Origin of the sequence: Enterobacter sp. 200527-13 (assembly GCF_027924865.1) — a bacterium.
Taxonomy (GTDB): Bacteria; Pseudomonadota; Gammaproteobacteria; order Enterobacterales; family Enterobacteriaceae; genus Enterobacter; species Enterobacter ludwigii.
This window is the reverse complement of record NZ_BSCM01000009.1, coordinates 66797-85311: the sequence shown is the minus strand read 5'-3', so window position 1 is coordinate 85311 and position 18515 is coordinate 66797. Positions and strand designations below refer to the sequence as shown.

At 54.5% G+C, this 18515-nt stretch carries 18 protein-coding genes; 5 read left to right on the top strand and 13 right to left on the bottom strand.

What is annotated here, in order from left to right:
* Window positions 1-88: 88 nt before the first annotated feature.
* The 3 genes from QMG44_RS21135 to pepA form a co-directional block, all read right to left on the bottom strand.
* Window positions 89-2944, bottom strand: a complete 2856-nt coding sequence (locus QMG44_RS21135; RefSeq protein ID WP_086532063.1) for a valine--tRNA ligase — start codon at window positions 2942-2944, stop codon at window positions 89-91.
* Entirely contained in the window at window positions 2944-3387 is a 444-nt protein-coding gene (holC, locus tag QMG44_RS21130; RefSeq protein WP_086532064.1) for a DNA polymerase III subunit chi, read from the bottom strand. Before holC ends, QMG44_RS21135 begins: the two co-directional genes overlap by 1 nt.
* A 111-nt stretch (window positions 3388-3498) precedes the next feature.
* Window positions 3499-5010: a leucyl aminopeptidase gene (pepA, locus tag QMG44_RS21125; protein WP_014171826.1), complete on the bottom strand. Its 1512-nt coding sequence runs from the start codon at window positions 5008-5010 to the stop codon at window positions 3499-3501.
* Window positions 5011-5276: 266 nt separating this feature from the next.
* Here pepA and lptF point away from each other — a divergent pair, with 266 nt between their 5' ends.
* The 5 genes from lptF (at window position 5277) to mtgA (ending at window position 11535) form a co-directional block, all read left to right on the top strand.
* Window positions 5277-6377: an LPS export ABC transporter permease LptF gene (lptF, locus tag QMG44_RS21120; protein WP_014171825.1), complete on the top strand. Its 1101-nt coding sequence runs from the start codon at window positions 5277-5279 to the stop codon at window positions 6375-6377.
* The gene (lptG, locus tag QMG44_RS21115) at window positions 6377-7459 is read left to right on the top strand and encodes an LPS export ABC transporter permease LptG (RefSeq protein WP_020883523.1); all 1083 of its coding nucleotides are present in this window, start codon (window positions 6377-6379) and stop codon (window positions 7457-7459) included. The genes lptF and lptG overlap by 1 nt, the downstream gene beginning before the upstream one ends.
* A 135-nt stretch (window positions 7460-7594) precedes the next feature.
* Window positions 7595-9928: an aerobic respiration two-component sensor histidine kinase ArcB gene (gene arcB, locus QMG44_RS21110; protein ID WP_032679053.1), complete on the top strand. Its 2334-nt coding sequence runs from the start codon at window positions 7595-7597 to the stop codon at window positions 9926-9928.
* Between the two features lie 231 nt (window positions 9929-10159).
* On the top strand, window positions 10160-10813 hold the full coding sequence (elbB, locus tag QMG44_RS21105; protein WP_032670144.1) for an isoprenoid biosynthesis glyoxalase ElbB: 654 nt from the start codon (window positions 10160-10162) through the stop codon (window positions 10811-10813).
* Window positions 10810-11535 (top strand): monofunctional biosynthetic peptidoglycan transglycosylase, encoded by a 726-nt coding sequence (gene mtgA / locus QMG44_RS21100; RefSeq protein WP_044857272.1) that lies wholly within the window; start codon window positions 10810-10812, stop codon window positions 11533-11535. Before elbB ends, mtgA begins: the two co-directional genes overlap by 4 nt.
* Before the next feature lie 38 nt (window positions 11536-11573).
* Here mtgA and npr read toward each other — a convergent pair whose 3' ends face one another.
* From npr to kdsD, 10 genes are all read right to left on the bottom strand, one after another.
* A complete protein-coding gene (gene npr / locus QMG44_RS21095; RefSeq protein ID WP_003861872.1) occupies window positions 11574-11846 on the bottom strand; it encodes a PTS phosphocarrier protein NPr in 273 nt (90 codons plus the stop codon).
* A complete protein-coding gene (gene rapZ, locus QMG44_RS21090; RefSeq protein WP_014171820.1) occupies window positions 11843-12697 on the bottom strand; it encodes an RNase adapter RapZ in 855 nt (284 codons plus the stop codon). The genes npr and rapZ overlap by 4 nt, the downstream gene beginning before the upstream one ends.
* Window positions 12698-12742: 45 nt before the next feature.
* Entirely contained in the window at window positions 12743-13234 is a 492-nt protein-coding gene (gene ptsN, locus QMG44_RS21085) for a PTS IIA-like nitrogen regulatory protein PtsN (protein ID WP_014171819.1), read from the bottom strand.
* An 82-nt stretch (window positions 13235-13316) separates the two neighbouring features.
* Complete coding sequence (gene hpf / locus QMG44_RS21080) at window positions 13317-13604, bottom strand: ribosome hibernation promoting factor (RefSeq protein WP_014171818.1); 288 nt, start codon at window positions 13602-13604, stop codon at window positions 13317-13319.
* A gap of 22 nt (window positions 13605-13626) precedes the next feature.
* Window positions 13627-15060 (bottom strand): RNA polymerase factor sigma-54, encoded by a 1434-nt coding sequence (rpoN, locus tag QMG44_RS21075; RefSeq protein ID WP_014171817.1) that lies wholly within the window; start codon window positions 15058-15060, stop codon window positions 13627-13629.
* A 47-nt stretch (window positions 15061-15107) separates the two neighbouring features.
* On the bottom strand, window positions 15108-15833 hold the full coding sequence (gene lptB / locus QMG44_RS21070; protein ID WP_014171816.1) for an LPS export ABC transporter ATP-binding protein: 726 nt from the start codon (window positions 15831-15833) through the stop codon (window positions 15108-15110).
* A gap of 6 nt (window positions 15834-15839) precedes the next feature.
* Complete coding sequence (lptA, locus tag QMG44_RS21065; RefSeq protein WP_020883526.1) at window positions 15840-16394, bottom strand: lipopolysaccharide ABC transporter substrate-binding protein LptA; 555 nt, start codon at window positions 16392-16394, stop codon at window positions 15840-15842.
* On the bottom strand, window positions 16363-16938 hold the full coding sequence (lptC, locus tag QMG44_RS21060; protein WP_014171814.1) for an LPS export ABC transporter periplasmic protein LptC: 576 nt from the start codon (window positions 16936-16938) through the stop codon (window positions 16363-16365). The genes lptA and lptC overlap by 32 nt, the downstream gene beginning before the upstream one ends.
* Complete coding sequence (gene kdsC, locus QMG44_RS21055; RefSeq protein WP_014171813.1) at window positions 16935-17501, bottom strand: 3-deoxy-manno-octulosonate-8-phosphatase KdsC; 567 nt, start codon at window positions 17499-17501, stop codon at window positions 16935-16937. Before kdsC ends, lptC begins: the two co-directional genes overlap by 4 nt.
* A 14-nt stretch (window positions 17502-17515) precedes the next feature.
* On the bottom strand, window positions 17516-18502 hold the full coding sequence (gene kdsD / locus QMG44_RS21050; RefSeq protein ID WP_020883527.1) for an arabinose-5-phosphate isomerase KdsD: 987 nt from the start codon (window positions 18500-18502) through the stop codon (window positions 17516-17518).
* Window positions 18503-18515: the final 13 nt, after the last annotated feature.

Here is an 18515-nt window from a genome sequence, read left to right as displayed (position 1 = left end):
TGTTAATAGCACCGCAGTAAAGGGAGCGCAAGCGAGGAGTTTTCAGGAAGGATACCCCTTACGCCCTGAAGCGTAAGGGGTAAAAGCATTACAGGGCTGCAATAACCGCCTGCTGCTCGATCAGTTTGGTCTTAGCATCGGCGAAGGCAACCAGACGCTCACGCTCTTTCGCGATAACCGCTTCCGGCGCGCGGGCAACAAAGCCTTCGTTCGCCAGTTTGCTTTCGATTTTGCCAATTTCCACATCGACCTTAGCCACTTCTTTTGCCAGACGAGCCAGCTCAGCGTCTTTGTCGATAAGACCTGCCATCGGGATCAGCAGCTCGGCGCCGTCGATGATTTTGGTCACGGATACCGGACCTTTGTCATCCGCAGGCAGCACGGTGATGCTTTCCAGACGCGCCATGGTTTTCAGGAAGGTGTTGTTCTCGGTGACACGGCGAACAGCAGCCTCACTGCAACCGCGCAGCAGCAGCTCCAGAGGTTTACCCGGGGCGATGTTCATTTCGGCACGGATATTACGTACCGCCACGATCGCCTGTTTCAGCCATTCGGTATCGGCTGACGCCGCTTCATCGACCTTCGCTGCATCGAATTCCGGGAACGGCTGCAGCATGATGGTGTCGGCGTTGATGCCGGCAATCACTTTCACACGCTGCCAGATGGTTTCGGTGATGAATGGAATAATCGGGTGCGCCAGACGCAGCAGACCTTCCAGAACGGTAATCAGCGTGTTGCGCGTACCGCGCAGTTCCGCTTCAGAACCGCCGTTCATTACCGGTTTTGCCAGCTCCAGGTACCAGTCACAGAACTGGTTCCAGGTGAATTCATACAGAATGCCCGCCGCGATATCGAAGCGGTAGCTGTCCAGCGCTTCGCGGAAGGCTTTCACCGTCTGGTTGAACTCTGCCAGGATCCAGCGATCGGCCAGAGACAGGGTCATCTCGCCGCCGTTGAAGCCGCAATCCTGATCTTCCGTGTTCATCAACACGAAGCGGCTGGCGTTCCACAGCTTGTTACAGAAGTTACGGTAACCTTCCAGACGCTTCATGTCCCAGTTGATGTCACGACCGGTTGAAGCCAGTGCCGCCAAAGTGAAACGCAGGGCGTCAGTACCGTGAGGTTCGATCCCATTCGGGAACTGTTTCTCAGTACGCTTGCGGATCTTCTCTGCCAGCTGCGGTTGCATCATGTTGCCGGTACGTTTTTCCAGCAGCTCTTCGAGGGAGATACCGTCAACCATGTCCAGCGGGTCGATAACGTTACCCTTGGACTTGGACATCTTCTGGCCTTCGTCGTCACGAATCAGACCGGTCATGTAGACGGTATGGAACGGAACCTGTGGCTTGCCGTTTTCATCTTTGATGAAGTGCATGGTCATCATGATCATGCGGGCGATCCAGAAGAAGATGATGTCGAAGCCGGACACCATCACGCTGGTTGGGTGGAACTGACGCAGCGCGTCGGTGTTCTCCGGCCAGCCCAGCGTGGAGAAGGTCCACAATGCGGAGGAGAACCAGGTGTCCAGTACGTCTTCGTCCTGACGCAGGGCGACATCGGCACTCAGGTTGTTTTCCTGACGAACTTCATCTTCGCTGCGGCCAACATAGACGTTGCCTTCGCTGTCGTACCAGGCCGGGATACGGTGGCCCCACCACAGCTGACGGGAGATACACCAGTCCTGAATATCACGCATCCAGGAGAAGTACATGTTTTCATACTGCTTCGGCACGAACTGGATGTCGCCGTTCTCGACCGCTTCAACAGCCGGTTTCGCCAGCACGTCGGCGCGCACGTACCACTGGTCGGTCAGCATTGGCTCGATAACAACACCACCACGGTCACCGTACGGCACGGTCAGATCGTGAGGTTTGATCTCTTCCAGAAGGCCGAGTGCATCCACTGCAGCGACAATCGCTTTACGCGCGGCAAAACGTTCCATTTTCTGGAATTCAGCCGGAATGTCGCTGGAGTAAACGTCGGATTCGTTACCTTTGGTGTCATACACTTCCGCGCTTTCACGGATATCACCGTCGAACGTCAGAATGTTGATCATTGGCAGGGCGTGACGACGACCCACTTCGTAGTCGTTGAAGTCGTGTGCCGGGGTGATTTTCACACAGCCGGTGCCTTTTTCCATGTCGGCGTGTTCATCGCCCACAACGGGAATGCGGCGGTTAACCAGCGGCAGCACCACGAATTTGCCAATCAGATCTTTATAACGCGGATCTTCCGGGTTAACGGCCACGCCGGTATCGCCCAGCAGGGTTTCCGGACGGGTGGTCGCTACCACCAGGTAATCTTTACCGTCTGACGTTTTAGCGCCGTCGGCCAGCGGATAGCGGATATGCCACATGGAGCCTTTAGACTCACGGTTTTCCACTTCCAGGTCGGAGATAGCGGTGCGCAGTTTAGGGTCCCAGTTTACCAGGCGCTTGCCACGGTAAATCAGGTCTTCTTTGTACAGACGGACAAACACTTCTTTAACGGCGTTGGAAAGGCCTTCGTCCATGGTGAAGCGCTCGCGCTCCCAGTCCACGGAGTTGCCAAGACGGCGCATCTGACGGGTGATGGTACCGCCGGATTCTGCTTTCCACTGCCAGATTTTATCGATGAACGCGTCGCGACCGTAGTCGTGGCGGGTTTTACCTTCTTCAGCGGCAATTTTACGCTCAACCACCATCTGGGTCGCGATACCCGCGTGGTCAGTCCCCGCCTGCCACAGGGTGTTTTTGCCCTGCATGCGCTGGTAGCGGATCATGGTATCCATGATGGTCTGCTGGAAGGCATGACCCATATGCAAACTGCCGGTGACGTTCGGCGGTGGGATCATGATGCAGAAGGACTCTTTGCTTTCATCGCCGTTAGGCTTGAAATAGCCCTGCTGTTCCCAGTGCTCGTAAAGCGGCTGTTCGATATCGCGTGGGTTATATGTCTTTTCCATTATTTCCAGGTTGCCGTTTTCAGGTTAAAACCAGCCAGGCGGTACGCTTTATAGCGTTCGCGAGCCAGTTGTTTCAAAGATTCTTCGTAAGGGACAAAGTCTACCACTTCTGTGAAAGCGGTGGCAAAATCTGCAAAATCTATCCGCAGGCTAATCAGAATATCGCGCGCGCTGCTGTTGCGCTTTTGCGGCCAGGCAATCTCTACCGGTGCGCCGCCACGAGGGCCTTCGCCAGACAGATTATGCGGAACAAAACTCTCCGGCGGGCGTGCCCAGAGTGCTTCGTCAAGGCGGATGGCCTGCTGCTCATCTTCGCAGGCAATCAGAACGCGTTTACCTGCGCGCCAACGTTCTGCGGCAATTTCACACACCAGCTGTTCAACTGCGCTGAGGCCGTCCTGATGGGTGTCGTTGTCCAGAAGGTAGAACGTTGCATTCTTCATATATAGGGCTTCTTGTTGTGGATTTAAATGCAAGGCCGGGCTGACCCGGCCTACAAACGGCATCTTTCCGTAGGCCCGGTAAGCGTAGCGCTACCGGGCATCTGACGGCAATTACTCTTCGCCGTTAAAACCCGCACGATTGAGCAGGAACTGCGACAGTAACGCGACCGGACGACCGGTTGCGCCTTTGGCCTTACCGGAACGCCAGGCGGTACCTGCGATATCCAGATGCGCCCAGTTGTACTTACGGGTAAAGCGCGCCAGGAAGCAGCCCGCAGTAATTGCCCCGCCAGGACGACCGCCGATGTTCGCCATATCGGCGAAATTAGACTCCAGCTGTTCCTGGTACTCGTCACCCAGCGGCAGACGCCATGCGCGGTCACCGGCCTGTTCGGACGCGCCAATCAGCTCGTGCGCCAGAGGATTGTGGTTCGACATCAGCCCGGTGATGTGATGGCCCAGCGCAATCACACAGGCACCGGTCAGCGTGGCCACGTCAATGACCGCTTCAGGCTCGAAGCGCTCAACGTAGGTCAGCACGTCGCACAGCACCAGACGGCCTTCGGCGTCGGTGTTCAGCACTTCAACGGTCTGGCCGGACATGGTCGTCAGAACGTCACCCGGACGGTACGCACGACCGCCAGGCATGTTTTCACAGCCCGCCAGCACGCCAATGACGTTAATCGGCAGCTGAAGTTCCGCCACCATACGCATCACGCCATACACTGCTGCTGCGCCACACATGTCGTACTTCATCTCGTCCATGCCTTCGGCAGGCTTGATGGAGATACCGCCGGAATCGAAGGTCAGACCCTTACCAACCAGCACAATCGGACGCGCATCTTCAGACGGGTTACCTTTGTACTCGATAACCGACATCAGCGACTCATTCTGGGAGCCGTTGCCGACTGCCAGATAGGAGTGCATTCCCAGCTCTTTCATCTGCTGTTCGCCGATGACGCGGGTGATGACATTTTTACTGTAGGCGTCAGCCAGCTGACGTGCCTGAGAGGCCAGATACGCTGCGTTACAGATGTTAGGCGGCATATTGCCCAGATCTTTTGCGGCTTTAATCCCGGCAGCAATCGCCAGACCGTGCTGGATCGCGCGTTCACCGCTGGTCAGCTCGCGACGGGTCGGTACGTTAAAGACCATTTTACGCAGCGGACGACGTGGCTCGCTTTTGTTGGTTTTCAGCTGATCGAAGCTGTACAGGCTCTCTTTTGCCGTTTCGACCGCCTGACGCACTTTCCAGTAGGTGTTACGGCCTTTGACGTGCAGCTCGGTCAGGAAGCAAACGGCTTCCATTGAGCCGGTATCATTCAGCGTATTAATCGTTTTCTGAATAACCTGCTTATACTGACGTTCATCCAGCTCGCGCTCTTTACCGCAGCCAATCAGCAGAATACGTTCAGACAGTACGTTTGGAACATGGTGCAGTAACAGCGTCTGCCCAGGTTTGCCTTCCAGTTCGCCACGGCGCAGCAGGGCGCTGATGTAGCCATCACTGATCTTATCGAGTTGCTCGGCGATCGGGGAGAGTCGGCGTGGTTCAAAGACGCCCACAACGATGCAGGCACTCCGCTGTTTCTCCGGGCTACCGCTTTTTACACTGAACTCCATGCACTACGCTCCTGAATCTTAAAGACAACAGCGGCTGCTACAGATAGAATTGAAACCTTTCGTAACTCATGTCCGCTGTTGTGGTGACTTCGTGTTAATCTTACGTTACTACGGTTTCGACACGTCAGAAAAAGTCCTGAAGCGTGAATCCGCCGGATGTTTTAATCTTAGCGATGATTTCGACGACTCAAGAGAATAAATGACGTTTAAGCCATGAAACAAGCGATTTTCCAGCAAAGAGACGGGTTTTTACGGGCGTATTTAAAGTGATAATCATAAGATATCTGGTGCGGGAGACGCTCAAAAGCCAGCTGGCGATCCTCTTCATCCTGCTGCTGATTTTTTTCTGTCAGAAGCTGGTCAGGATCCTCGGTGCGGCCGTTGACGGCGAAATTCCTACGAATCTGGTGCTTTCCCTGCTTGGTTTAGGGATCCCGGAAATGGCGCAGCTTATCCTGCCGCTAAGTCTTTTCCTCGGTCTGCTCATGACGCTCGGCAAGCTTTATACCGAGAGTGAAATCACCGTGATGCACGCCTGCGGCTTGAGTAAAGCCGTACTGGTGAAAGCCGCTATGGTTCTGGCGCTTTTCACAGGTATCGTTGCGGCGGTGAATGTGATGTGGGCGGGCCCAACGTCTTCCCGTCACCAGGATGAAGTGCTGGCAGAAGCCAAAGCAAACCCGGGTATGGCCGCACTGGCGCAGGGCCAGTTCCAGCAGGCGACGGACGGGAATTCTGTTCTCTTTATCGAAAGCGTGGATGGTAGCCGCTTTAACGATGTGTTCCTTGCTCAGCTCCGCACCAAAGGGAATGCCCGTCCTTCCGTCGTGGTGGCCGATTCGGGTCAACTGTCACAGCGTAAAGATGGCTCTCAGGTAGTGACGCTGAATAAAGGCACGCGCTTCGAAGGCACTGCGATGCTGCGCGATTTCCGCATCACCGATTTCCAGAACTACCAGGCTATTATTGGTCACCAGACCGTGGCGCTCGATCCAAGTGATACCGAGCAAATGGATATGCGTACCCTGTTCAATACGGACAACAACCGTGCGCGTGCCGAACTGCACTGGCGTATCACGCTAGTATTCGCCGTATTTATGATGGCTCTGATGGTCGTTCCGCTGAGCGTGGTTAACCCACGTCAGGGACGCGTGCTGTCAATGTTGCCAGCCATGCTGCTGTACCTGGTATTCTTCCTGTTGCAGACCTCGATTAAGTCTAACGGTGGTAAGGGTAAAATTGACCCGTTCGTCTGGACCTGGGTGGTCAATGGTCTGTATCTGCTGCTGGCGGTGGGACTCAATCTGTGGGATACGGTGCCTGTGCGCCGCATTCGTGCCCGCTTCTCGCGTAAAGGAGCCCTCTAATGCAGGCGTTTGGCGTTCTTGACCGCTATATCGGTAAAACTATTTTTTCCACCATCATGATGACGTTGTTCATGCTGGTGTCGCTCTCCGGCATTATCAAATTTGTCGATCAGTTGAAAAAAGCCGGGCAGGGGAGCTATGACGCGCTGGGTGCGGGCATGTATACCCTGCTCAGCGTGCCAAAAGATGTGCAGATCTTCTTCCCGATGGCAGCCCTGCTGGGTGCGCTGTTGGGCTTAGGGATGCTGGCACAGCGCAGTGAACTGGTTGTTATGCAGGCTTCGGGCTTCACCCGTATGCAGGTTGCGCTGTCGGTGATGAAAACCGCGATCCCGCTGGTGCTGTTGACCATGGCAATTGGCGAGTGGGTGGCACCGCAGGGTGAGCAGATGGCGCGTAACTATCGTGCGCAGGCGATGTACGGTGGCTCATTGCTCTCAACGCAGCAAGGGTTGTGGGCAAAAGATGGTGACAGCTTCGTCTATATCGAACGTGTGAAGGGCGATGACGAACTGGGGGGCGTGAGTATTTACACCTTCAATGACGATCGTCGTTTGCTCTCCGTGCGTCACGCCTCTTCGGCCAAGTTTGACGCCGAGCATAAGCAATGGCGTTTGTCGCAGGTAGATGAGTCAGACCTGACCGATCCAAAACAGATCTCCGGCTCTCAGACGGTGTCGGGCATGTGGAAAACCAAACTCACGCCCGACAAACTCGGCGTGGTGGCGCTGGATCCTGACGCTCTCTCCATCAGTGGTTTGCACAACTACGTGAAATACCTGAAGTCGAGCGGACAGGACGCCGGACGTTATCAGCTCAACATGTGGAGCAAAATCTTCCAGCCGTTGTCCGTGGCGGTGATGATGCTGATGGCACTGTCGTTTATCTTTGGCCCGTTGCGTAGCGTGCCGATGGGCGTGCGCGTGGTGACCGGGATCAGCTTCGGCTTTGTGTTCTACGTTCTCGATCAGATCTTCGGCCCGCTGACGCTGGTTTATGGTATTCCGCCTGTTATCGGCGCGCTGCTGCCGAGTGCCAGCTTCTTCCTGATCAGCCTCTGGCTGATGCTGAAACGCTCCTGACAGACCTCTCCTCGCTTCCGGAGAACCGGAAGCGAGGCTAATCTCCTGTTTCACCCCGCACTTTTTCTCACAACCTTCAACGCCCCGCCGCGAATTTGAGTATTATTGAGCGATAAAGTCGTGAAGGGATCCTCTATGAAGCAAATTCGAATGCTGGCCCAGTACTACGTCGATCTGATGATGAAGCTTGGGCTGGTGCGTTTCTCCATGCTGCTGGCACTGGCGCTGGTCGTTCTGGCCATTGTCGTACAGATGGCCGTAACCATGGTTCTGCACGGTCAGGTCGAGAGTATCGACGTGATCCGCTCCATCTTCTTTGGCTTGCTGATTACACCCTGGGCGGTCTATTTCCTCTCCGTGGTGGTTGAACAACTGGAGGAGTCCCGTCAGCGCCTGTCAAAACTGGTCGATAAACTGGAAGAGATGCGCGATCGCGATCTGAAGCTCAACGTTCAGCTAAAGGATAATATCGCCCAACTGAATCAGGAGATTTCGGATCGTGAGAAGGCGGAGGCTGAGCGCCAGGCGACGCTGGAGCAGCTGAAAATCGAAATGAAAGAGCGCGAGGTGACGCAGATCCAGCTTGAGCAGCAATCCTCTTTCCTGCGCTCGTTCCTTGATGCATCGCCGGATCTGGTTTTCTACCGTAATGAAGATAAAGAGTTTTCCGGCTGTAACCGGGCGATGGAATTGCTGACCGGGAAGAGCGAGAAGCAGCTGATTCACCTGAAGCCGCAGGACGTATACTCCGAAGAGGCGGCCGCCAAAGTGATGGAGACGGACGAAAAAGTGTTCCGTCATAACGTTTCGCTGACCTATGAACAGTGGCTGGATTACCCGGACGGGCGCAAAGCCTGCTTTGAGATCCGTAAGGTGCCGTACTACGACCGCGTGGGGAAACGCCACGGTCTGATGGGGTTTGGCCGCGATATCACCGAGCGTAAGCGCTATCAGGATGCCCTTGAACGTGCCAGCCGCGATAAAACCACCTTCATCTCCACCATCAGCCATGAACTGCGTACGCCACTTAACGGAATTGTCGGCCTGAGCCGCATTCTGCTGGACACCGATCTCACCGCAGAACAGGAAAAATACCTTAAAACCATCCATGTCTCAGCGGTCACGCTGGGGAATATCTTCAACGATATTATCGATATGGATAAGATGGAACGCCGCAAAGTGCAGCTTGATAACCAGCCGGTTGATTTCACCGGTTTCCTTGCCGATCTGGAAAACCTGTCGGGTTTGCAGGCGCAGCAGAAGGGGCTGAGCTTTGTCATGGATCCCACGCTGCCGCTGCCGCACAAGGTGGTTACCGACGGCACGCGTCTGCGCCAGATCCTGTGGAACCTTATCAGCAATGCGGTCAAATTTACCCAGAAAGGGCAGGTCTCGGTACGTATCCGCTATGACCAGGGCGACATGCTGCACTTTGAGGTGGAAGACTCCGGCATTGGTATTCCGCAGGAAGAGCAGGACAAAATCTTTGCGATGTACTATCAGGTGAAGGACAGCAACGGCGGCAAGCCCGCTACCGGCACGGGAATTGGTCTGGCAGTGTCTAAACGCCTTGCGAAGAGCATGGGCGGTGATATTACCGTCGCCAGCCATCCGGGCAAAGGCTCAACCTTCACGCTGACGGTGCACGCGCCGGCGGTGGCGGAAGAGGTGGAAGATACCTTCGAAAACGACGATATGCCGCTGCCTGCGCTGCATGTCCTGCTGGTGGAAGATATTGAGCTTAACGTAATTGTCGCACGCTCTGTCCTGGAAAAACTGGGCAACAGCGTGGATGTGGCGATGACCGGTAAAGCCGCGCTGGAGATGTTTAAGCCGGGTGAATATGATCTCGTTCTGCTGGATATTCAGTTGCCGGACATGACCGGGCTGGATATTTCCCGTGAACTGACGAGCCAGTACGCTGCCGACGAACTGCCGCCACTGGTGGCGTTGACGGCGAACGTGCTGAAAGATAAAAAAGAGTACCTCGATGCCGGTATGGATGATGTACTTAGCAAGCCGCTGGCGGTGCCTGCCCTGACCGCCATGATCAAGAAGTTCTGGGATACCCATGATGAAGAGGAGAACACCATGACGTCTGTGGATAGCGCGAAAGCCCAAACGATACTCGATACCGCGATGCTGGAGCAGTACATCGATCTGGTTGGTCCAAAACTGATTACCGACGGTCTGGCGGTATTTGAAAAAATGATGCCGGGCTATCTGAGCGTGCTGGAGTCAAATCTGACAGCGCGGGATCAGAAAGGCATTGTGGAAGAAGGGCATAAAATCAAAGGTGCGGCCGGCTCGGTCGGCTTACGTCACCTGCAGCAGCTGGGACAACAGATTCAGTCACCTGATTTACCTGCCTGGGAAGATAACGTAGGTGATTGGGTTGAAGAGATGAAACAAGAGTGGCAGAACGATGTGGCGGTGCTTAAAGCCTGGGTGGACGCCAGAAAAAAATGACCCCGGCTTAACCGGGGTGCGCGAATACTGCGCCAACACCAGGGAAATTGTGGCTGCGCCTGTTTTTTTGTGTTGTTTTCGTATGGACGCCGCCTGAAAATTTAGGCCGCACGCAAATAAGATAGCAAATCTTAAATGGTTTGTTACAGGAATCAGTGAAATGTGTGAAGCATAGCGTTTTAATCAAAATTAATTATGTGCTTCAGCGAGTTGCAGAGAAGGATCGTCATGATGAAAAAGATTGGTGTCGTACTGAGCGGATGTGGCGTTTACGATGGTTCTGAGATACACGAAGCCGTCATCACATTGCTGGCCCTGGCAAGAGAGGGGGCTGAAGTCATTTGCTTCGCGCCAGACAAAAATCAGGCTGATGTCATTAATCATCTGACCGGGGAGCCGATGGCGGAAACCCGTAACGTCCTGATTGAAGCCGCGCGTATTGCGCGTGGCGAAATTCATCCTCTGATTCAGGCGGACGCGGCAGAGCTTGATGCGTTAATTGTGCCGGGCGGGTTTGGGGCGGCTAAAAACCTCAGCACGTTTGCCACGCAAGGCGCCGGGTGTCAGGTTGATCCGCATTTAAAAGCATTATCACAGGCCATGCATGCGGCGGGTAAACCGCAGGGCTTTATCTGTATCGCTCCGGCCATGCTTCCGACAATTTTTGATTTCCCGCTGCGCCTGACCATCGGGACCGATATTGATACAGCGGAAATCATCGAGGAGATGGGGGGCGAGCATATCCCTTGTCCGGTGGATGACATTGTGGTGGATGAAGACAATAAAATCGTCACCACACCTGCGTATATGCTGGCGCAGACTATCGCGGAAGCCGCTTCAGGCATTGAAAAGCTGGTGGCCAGAGTGCTGGTGCTGACTGAATGAGGCGTCAATTCGCCGCAGGCGCCTGGGTAAAACGTATTCTTTGGCGTGCCGTGCTGGTGCTGGCGGTGTTCTGGGGCGGCGGACTGGCATTATTCAGCATTCTGCCGGTTCCGTTTTCTGCCGTGATGGTTGAGCGTCAGCTGAGCGCGTGGTTCACCGGTGACTTCAGCTATGTTGCCCACTCTGACTGGGTGAGCACAGATGAAATCTCCCCGTGGATGGGGCTGGCGGTGATAGCGGCGGAGGATCAGAAATTCCCGGAGCACTGGGGGTTTGACGTGGCGGCAATCGAGAAAGCGCTCGCCCATAATGAACGCCATGAAAACCGCGTGCGCGGCGCATCGACGCTGTCACAACAGACGGCCAAAAACCTGTTTTTGTGGGATGGCCGCAGCTGGGTGCGAAAAGGGCTGGAAGCCGGATTGACGCTGGGGATGGAAACGGTCTGGAGCAAGAAACGTATTCTGACGGTCTATCTGAACATTGCCGAGTTTGGTGATGGCGTGTTTGGTGTCGAAGCCGCGTCGAAGCGATATTTCAATAAACCTGCCAGCCGGCTGAGCCTCTCTGAAGCTGCGCTGTTGGCCGCGGTCTTGCCTAACCCAATTCGCTTTAAGGCTGATGCCCCCTCAGGCTATGTGCGAAACCGACAGGCGTGGATCATGCGCCAGATGCGGCAGCTGGGAGGAGAAGGGTTTATGGCGAGAAATAAATTGATGTAAGGCGGGTAAGCGTAGCGCTACCCGCCATGAAAGAGGCGTTAGTCTTCGTCAAACCCGGCGTTAAACAGCGCAATCACCGCCGCCAGCGCTTCCTCTTCCTGTGGACCGGTAGCTTCTACTTCAATCTGGCGGCCTTTGGCGGAGTCCAGCATCAGTAGCGCAATTACGCTGTTCGCTTCCGCCTCGGTACCTTCATCGTTACGCAGCAGAACTTCTGCATCGAAACCCTGCATCAGCTCAAACAGTTTCATCGCCGGACGTGCATGCATGCCCAGCTTATTGGTGATCTCAACGGTTTGTTTTACGGTCATGTTTTACGTTTTTCCAGCGTGCGATGACGGGACTGAACGTTCTTTCCGCGTGAACGGAAATAGTCGGCCAGCTGTTCGGCGATATAGACCGAACGATGTTTACCGCCGGTACAGCCAATCGCCACGGTCAGGTAGCTACGATTGTTTGTCTCCAGCATAGGTAACCATAGCTCAAGGTAGCTTCGCGTCTGGTAGATAAAATTGTGAACTTCTGTGTGTCTGTCGAGGAAGGCCGCGACGGGCTTATCGAGACCAGTCATTGGACGCAGCTTCGGATCCCAGTGCGGGTTCGGCAGGAAGCGCACGTCGAAAACATAATCCGCATCGATAGGAATACCGTGCTTAAAGCCGAATGACTCGAACACCATCGTCAGTTCACGCTCGCGTTTGCCCAGTAAACGGGTACGCAGCATTTCCGCCAGCTCATGCACGGACATTTCGGACGTATCGACAATCAGGTCAGCACGGGAACGCAGCGGTTCCAGCAGATCGCTCTCTTCGTCGATAGCACTTTCCAGCGAGAGGTTCTTGCTGGAAAGCGGGTGCAAACGACGGGTATCGCTGTAGCGACGGATCAGAGTATTGCGGTCTGCATCGAGGAACAGCAGCTGAGGCGAGAATGAATCAGGCAGGTTGCTCATTGCCTGTTCAAAAATTTCTGGCGATTCAGGCATGTTACGAACGTCGATACTAACGGCGGCAGAGATTTGCCTCTCCGCAAGCGTGCGTGCCAGGTCGGGCAACAGCACGACCGGCAGGTTATCTACGCAGTAAAACCCCATGTCTTCCAGCGCGCGCAGGGCCACGGATTTCCCGGACCCTGAACGGCCACTGACAATCATCAGCACCATGTTCCGTTTCTCCTCAGGACAACAGATGTGAAGGCCATCTCCTGGTTATGCATCATCCTGATTGCCTTCTGCTTCAGTGATAATTTGATATAGCTCTTCATCACTTTGGGCTGCGCGCAGTCGACGGCAAATGGTTTTATCGGCCAGGCGTTTTGCGACCAGCGAAAGCGTATGCAAATGGGTTTTCGTCTGGTCGGCAGGCACCAGCAGCGCGAAGAGGAGATCGACGGGCTGATTATCGATGGCATCGAAGGCGATAGGCGTCTCCAGCTGCACAAACACACCGACGGCACGCAGGGTGTCCTCTTCCAGTTTGCCGTGCGGGATCGCGATGCCGTTGCCGATGCCGGTACTGCCCATTTTTTCACGGGTCAGGATCGCTTCGAACACGACCTGCGGCGGCAGGCCCAGCTGTTTTGCGGCCAGTTCACTGATGATCTCCAGCGCACGTTTTTTGCTCTGGCAGTGAACAGCACTGCGCGTACATTCCTGGTTAAGGACATTGCTCAGTTGAAGAGCGGAATCGTTGTTCATCATAATTTCACCTAAGCGCTAACTGTACAAACGGCCTGTTGTGTTTCACAACAGGCCTTCCTGCACCCGTTAACTGCCCGGACAATTAGTGTTGTTTCAGTTTGTCTTTATGTTTATTGAGCTGTCGTGCAAGCTTATCAATCAAGCCGTCGATAGCAGCGTACATGTCTTGCCCTTCCGCACTGGCATGGAGCTCACCCCCGTTGACATGCAGGGTCGCATCCGAGATATGAGTCACTTTCTCCACTTTCAATACAACATAGACCTGGTTGATCCTTTCGAAATACTGCTCGAGTTTCGCGAATTTAGCATTCACAAAATCACGTAAAGCCTCAGTAATCTCGACGTTATGTCCTGTGATATTGAGCTGCATAGTGTCTTCCTTATCGGTTGTGTCAGACCAGCTGTTTACGCTGGTTAGACGGCGGAATGGATAAAGACTCTCGATACTTCGCAACAGTTCGGCGTGCCACCATAATACCCTGGTCGGACAGTATGGTGGTTAACTTACTGTCGCTCAGTGGCTTCGCGGGGTTCTCCGCGGCGATCAACTTCTTCACCAGGGCGCGAATGGCCGTTGACGACGCTTCACCGCCGCCCTCGGTATTCACATGGCTGGAGAAGAAATACTTAAGCTCAAAAATACCGCGTGGGCTGTGCAGATACTTCTGCGTGGTCACGCGGGAAATGGTTGATTCATGCATCTCGACGGCCTGGGCGATATCCGCCAACACCATCGGTTTCATATACTCTTCACCCTGCTCAAAGAACGCCTGCTGCTGTTCAACAATACAGCGGCTTACGCGGAGCAGCGTATCATTTCGGCTCTCCAGACTTTTGATCAACCATCGCGCTTCCTGCAAATTGCTACGAATGTATTGATTATCGGAGTCGTTACGCACGCTGGTGCACATGGAGGCATACTGCTGGTTGATTTGCAGGCGAGGGATGCTGTCCGAGTTCAGTTCAACGACCCAGCGGTCATTGTGTTTTCTGACCAGCACATCCGGGATGACGTACTCGGGTTCGCTGGTCTGAATGGACTGACCGGGGCGCGGATCGAGGGACTGAATCAGATTGACCGCCTCTTTCAGCACCTCTTCTTTCAGGCGCGTGACGCGCATCAGGCTGCGGAAATCGTGATTGGCCAGAAGATCCAGATGGTCGCTGATGATCAAGCGGGCTTCATCAAGCCATGGCGTCTCTTTGCTGAACTGAGAAAGTTGGATAAGCAGGCAGTCGCGCAGATCTTTTGCGGCCACCCCAACCGGATCGAAACGCTGAATGCGCTTCAGAACGGCTTCTATCTCCTCGAGTTCAATCTCTTCGTCACCCATGCTTTCCAGAATTTCGTCCAGCGTGACGGTCAGATAACCGGTGTCATCCACGGCATCGACAATGGATGTCGCGATCGCGCGGTCGGTATCGGAGAAGGGGGTAAGTTCCACCTGCCACATCAGGTAATCCTGCAGTGACTGGGTAGTTTCACCCTGATAAACCGGTAGCTCATCGTCCTGGTAGTCTGCACGCGTACCGGAAGGGGTTCCGGCGGTGTAGATTTCATCCCAGCTGGCATCCAGCGGAAGCTCGTCCGGCATCTCTTTTTGTTCGAGCGCATCGGCGGTGTCGAGTGCTTCAGTATCCTGCGACTGCTGGGTATCTACCTCTTCATGAAGATCGGCTTGCTCCAGCAACGGATTGCTATCCAGCGCTTGCTGGAGCTCCTGCTGGAGTTCTAAGGTGGACAGTTGCAACAGGCGAATCGCCTGCTGTAGCTGCGGCGTCATCGCCAGTTGTTGGCTGAGCCGTAATTGCAAACCTTGCTTCATGTTCAGAGCATTTTTCTCCGGTTCGGCGTTACATTACCTCTACCCTATCAGAGTCTGAAGTCTTCCCCAAGGTAGACACGCTTAACATGATCATCTTCGAGGATCTGCTGCGGCGTACCGTGGGCGATCAGATTGCCCTGGCTCACGATGTATGCGCGTTCGCACACGGCCAGCGTTTCACGGACGTTATGGTCAGTGATCAGTACGCCAAGCCCGCTGTCGCGCAGATGCTCAATGATACGTTTAATGTCGATAACGGAGATGGGGTCAACGCCTGCAAACGGTTCATCCAGAAGGATAAATTTCGGGTTTGCAGCCAGCGCACGCGCAATCTCAACGCGACGGCGTTCACCGCCGGACAGCGCCTGACCGAGGCTGTCGCGCAGATGTTCGATATGGAACTCTTCCATCAGCTCGTTAGCCCGGTCCTGACGCTGTTCACTGGTCAGATCGTCACGAATTTGCAGGACGGCCATCAGGTTATCAAAGACGCTCAGGCGGCGGAAAATGGAGGCTTCCTGCGGCAGATAGCCGATACCGCGACGCGCACGCGCATGCAGCGGCAGAAGACTGATATCTTCATCATCAATGACGATGTTGCCCGCATCGCGCGACACAATGCCAACGACCATGTAGAAAGTTGTGGTTTTGCCCGCACCGTTAGGGCCAAGCAGGCCTACAATTTCGCCGGAGTTGACGGTCAGACTGACATCTTCTACGACACGGCGGCCCTTATAGGCCTTCGCGAGATTTTTTGCAGTTAATGTTGCCATAACGAATTAGTTACTCTTCTTCTGTGCCGGGGCCTGACCCTTACCTTTGTCCTGCAGCTGCGACGGAACCAGCACGGTGGTTACGCGTTTGCCTTTCTCGCTGGAGGCCTGCATTTTTTGCTCTTTCACCAGATAGGTGATCTGGTCGCCGGTGATGTTGCTGTCCAGCTGTTCCAGATAAGCGTTACCGGTCAGGATGACCAGGTCCTTCGCCAGCTCATAGTGCATATGTGTGGCGCGGCCTTTCACGGGTTTGCCGTTATCCTGCATCTGGTAGAAGGTTGCCGGGTTGCCATAGCCATCAATGATCTCTTTGCCTTGCTCGCCACCGGGACGGGTAACGACCACTTTGTCGGCGTTGATTTTAATGGTGCCCTGGGTCATGACGACGTTACCGGTAAAGGTAACGACATTGCCTTGCATATCAAGTGACTGCGTGTCGGACTCGATATGGATAGGCTGGTCAGTATCGCCCGTTACAGCAAGCGCGGGAAGACTGGTCGCCAGCATCGCACTGGCGATAATTACTTTAAGGCTGAGTTTGTTTGTTTTGAATTTCATAGGAGGTTCTAACCTTTTCAATCAGCTCGGCGTTTTTGCTGCGTAAGTTCCCGCGCATTCTTAAACCGCTGGAATTAAATGTTGTGCCATACAGTGTGACCAGATCCTGCGACGTCACGTCCTGGGTCACGAGGTTGATCTGTGCATTATCCGTCGTGATTTTGCGCAGTTGTGAGTCAGCGGTCAGGGCGTTGACTTCAACGTGGCCATACAGATAAAGCATACGGTCATTCGTCAGTTTTGCCCGGTCAGATTTAATCGACCACGTCGGCACTTTGTCTTTATCAAACGTGGTCATGACGGGCTGGGTAAACCACGAAATACCGTCATCTGAAAAATATTCAACATGCTGGGCAATCAGGCGATAGTTCAGCGCACCTTCCGGGCTGTAGACCACGGTGTCACTGTGATCGCTTTTATAAGTTGGCTCGCTCGTATTGACCACTTCCGTCTGCGTATCGTCGCGATCGGCAAGGTTCACGCCAATCAATACCAGTGCGACAAGCGAAAGCAGAATGATAACCCAACGTCTGGTTTTACTCATATCGATTGCCCTTTGGCCTCATCAAGCTTGCCCTGCGCCAGCAAAAGCAGATCGCAGACTTCACGTACGGCACCACGGCCACCGTTAATATGGGTGACATAGTCAGCGCGCGGGATCAGCAGCGGATGCGCATCGGCCACGGCGATACTCAGACCGACTTCAGCCATCACCGGCCAGTCAATCAGATCGTCCCCGACATAGGCCACGTTTTCCGGCGCGACAGCCAGTTTACCCAGTAAATCGTTGAACGCCGCCATCTTATCGGACTGACCCTGATACAGATGGGTAATGCCTAACGTTTCACAACGGTCTTCTACCAGTTTAGCTTTCCGACCGGTGATGATGGCAACGTCGATGCCTGATGTGAGCGCACAACGAATACCGTAGCCATCGCGAACGTTAAACGCTTTCAGCTCTTCACCATTATTGCCCATGTAAATCAGGCCATCAGAGAGTACCCCATCCACATCCAGGATGAGCAGGCGAATGTTTTCCGCCTTTGCCATCATATGGGTACTGACCGGACCATAACAGGTTGCAAGGGATGCACCCGCATTACTCATTGTCTTATCCTTCATTACACTACGCCTGCGCGCAGCAGATCATGCATATGTACCACACCCAGCAACTGGTCGCCATCGGCAACCATCACTGAGGTGATATGACGGGACTGCATCAGGTTCAGCACATCCACCGCCAGCGTGCCAGGACGAACACGGATACCGCCGGACGTCATCACATCAGCGATGCCCAGCGTGCGAACATCAACACCCATGTCGAACACGCGGCGCAGGTCGCCATCGGTGAAGATCCCCTGGATCTTCATCAGGTCGTCGCACACAACCGTCATACCCAGATTCTTGCGGGTGATCTCCAGCAGCGCATCGCGCAGGGAGGCCTCTTTACTGACGTGAGGGATCTCATCGCCAGTGTGCATAATATCGTTAACCCGAAGCAGAAGCTTACGCCCGAGCGCGCCACCTGGGTGGGAAAGCGCGAAATCTTCCGGGGTAAAACCGCGGGCTTCCAGCAACGCAACGGCAAGCGCATCGCCCATGACCAGTGCAGCGGTCGTGCTGGAGGTTGGAGCAAGACCCAGCGGGCAGGCTTCTTTAGGCACTTTCACGCACAGGTGAATATCCGCCGCGCGCGCCATGCTACTTTCCGGGCGGCTGGTCATGCAAATAAGCGGAACCCGCAGCCGCTTCAGTACGGGGATCAGCGCCAGGATCTCATTAGACTCACCGGAGTTCGACAGCGCGATGACGATATCCTGCGGCGTTACCATGCCCAGATCGCCGTGCGCGGCTTCCCCCGGGTGTACAAAGAAGGAAGAGGTTCCGGTGCTGGCAAACGTTGCTGCCATTTTGCGCCCAATGTGACCGGACTTGCCCATGCCCATCACCACGACTTTACCGGCACAGTAGAACATCTTCTCACATGCCAGACTAAAATCCTGATTAATGTACTGATCTAACTGCGCCAGACCTTCACGTTCAATCTCCAGAACCTCTTTGCCTGCTTTCTGAAAGTCAAAACCCGGCTGCAATTCTATTTGCGACATAATGCGTTTCCGT

Bases quoted from the DNA above. Each gene is read 5' to 3' on its own strand.
- QMG44_RS21135 (WP_086532063.1), bottom strand. From the start codon at position 2,944: ATGGAAAAGACATATAACCCACGCGATATCGAACAGCCGCTTTACGAG.
- holC (WP_086532064.1), bottom strand. From the start codon at position 3,387: ATGAAGAATGCAACGTTCTACCTTCTGGACAACGACACCCATCAGGAC.
- pepA (WP_014171826.1), bottom strand. From the start codon at position 5,010: ATGGAGTTCAGTGTAAAAAGCGGTAGCCCGGAGAAACAGCGGAGTGCC.
- lptG (WP_020883523.1), top strand. From the start codon at position 6,377: ATGCAGGCGTTTGGCGTTCTTGACCGCTATATCGGTAAAACTATTTTT.
- arcB (WP_032679053.1), top strand. From the start codon at position 7,595: ATGAAGCAAATTCGAATGCTGGCCCAGTACTACGTCGATCTGATGATG.
- elbB (WP_032670144.1), top strand. From the start codon at position 10,160: ATGAAAAAGATTGGTGTCGTACTGAGCGGATGTGGCGTTTACGATGGT.
- mtgA (WP_044857272.1), top strand. From the start codon at position 10,810: ATGAGGCGTCAATTCGCCGCAGGCGCCTGGGTAAAACGTATTCTTTGG.
- npr (WP_003861872.1), bottom strand. From the start codon at position 11,846: ATGACCGTAAAACAAACCGTTGAGATCACCAATAAGCTGGGCATGCAT.
- rapZ (WP_014171820.1), bottom strand. From the start codon at position 12,697: ATGGTGCTGATGATTGTCAGTGGCCGTTCAGGGTCCGGGAAATCCGTG.
- ptsN (WP_014171819.1), bottom strand. From the start codon at position 13,234: ATGATGAACAACGATTCCGCTCTTCAACTGAGCAATGTCCTTAACCAG.
- hpf (WP_014171818.1), bottom strand. From the start codon at position 13,604: ATGCAGCTCAATATCACAGGACATAACGTCGAGATTACTGAGGCTTTA.
- rpoN (WP_014171817.1), bottom strand. From the start codon at position 15,060: ATGAAGCAAGGTTTGCAATTACGGCTCAGCCAACAACTGGCGATGACG.
- lptB (WP_014171816.1), bottom strand. From the start codon at position 15,833: ATGGCAACATTAACTGCAAAAAATCTCGCGAAGGCCTATAAGGGCCGC.
- lptA (WP_020883526.1), bottom strand. From the start codon at position 16,394: ATGAAATTCAAAACAAACAAACTCAGCCTTAAAGTAATTATCGCCAGT.
- lptC (WP_014171814.1), bottom strand. From the start codon at position 16,938: ATGAGTAAAACCAGACGTTGGGTTATCATTCTGCTTTCGCTTGTCGCA.
- kdsC (WP_014171813.1), bottom strand. From the start codon at position 17,501: ATGAGTAATGCGGGTGCATCCCTTGCAACCTGTTATGGTCCGGTCAGT.
- kdsD (WP_020883527.1), bottom strand. From the start codon at position 18,502: ATGTCGCAAATAGAATTGCAGCCGGGTTTTGACTTTCAGAAAGCAGGC.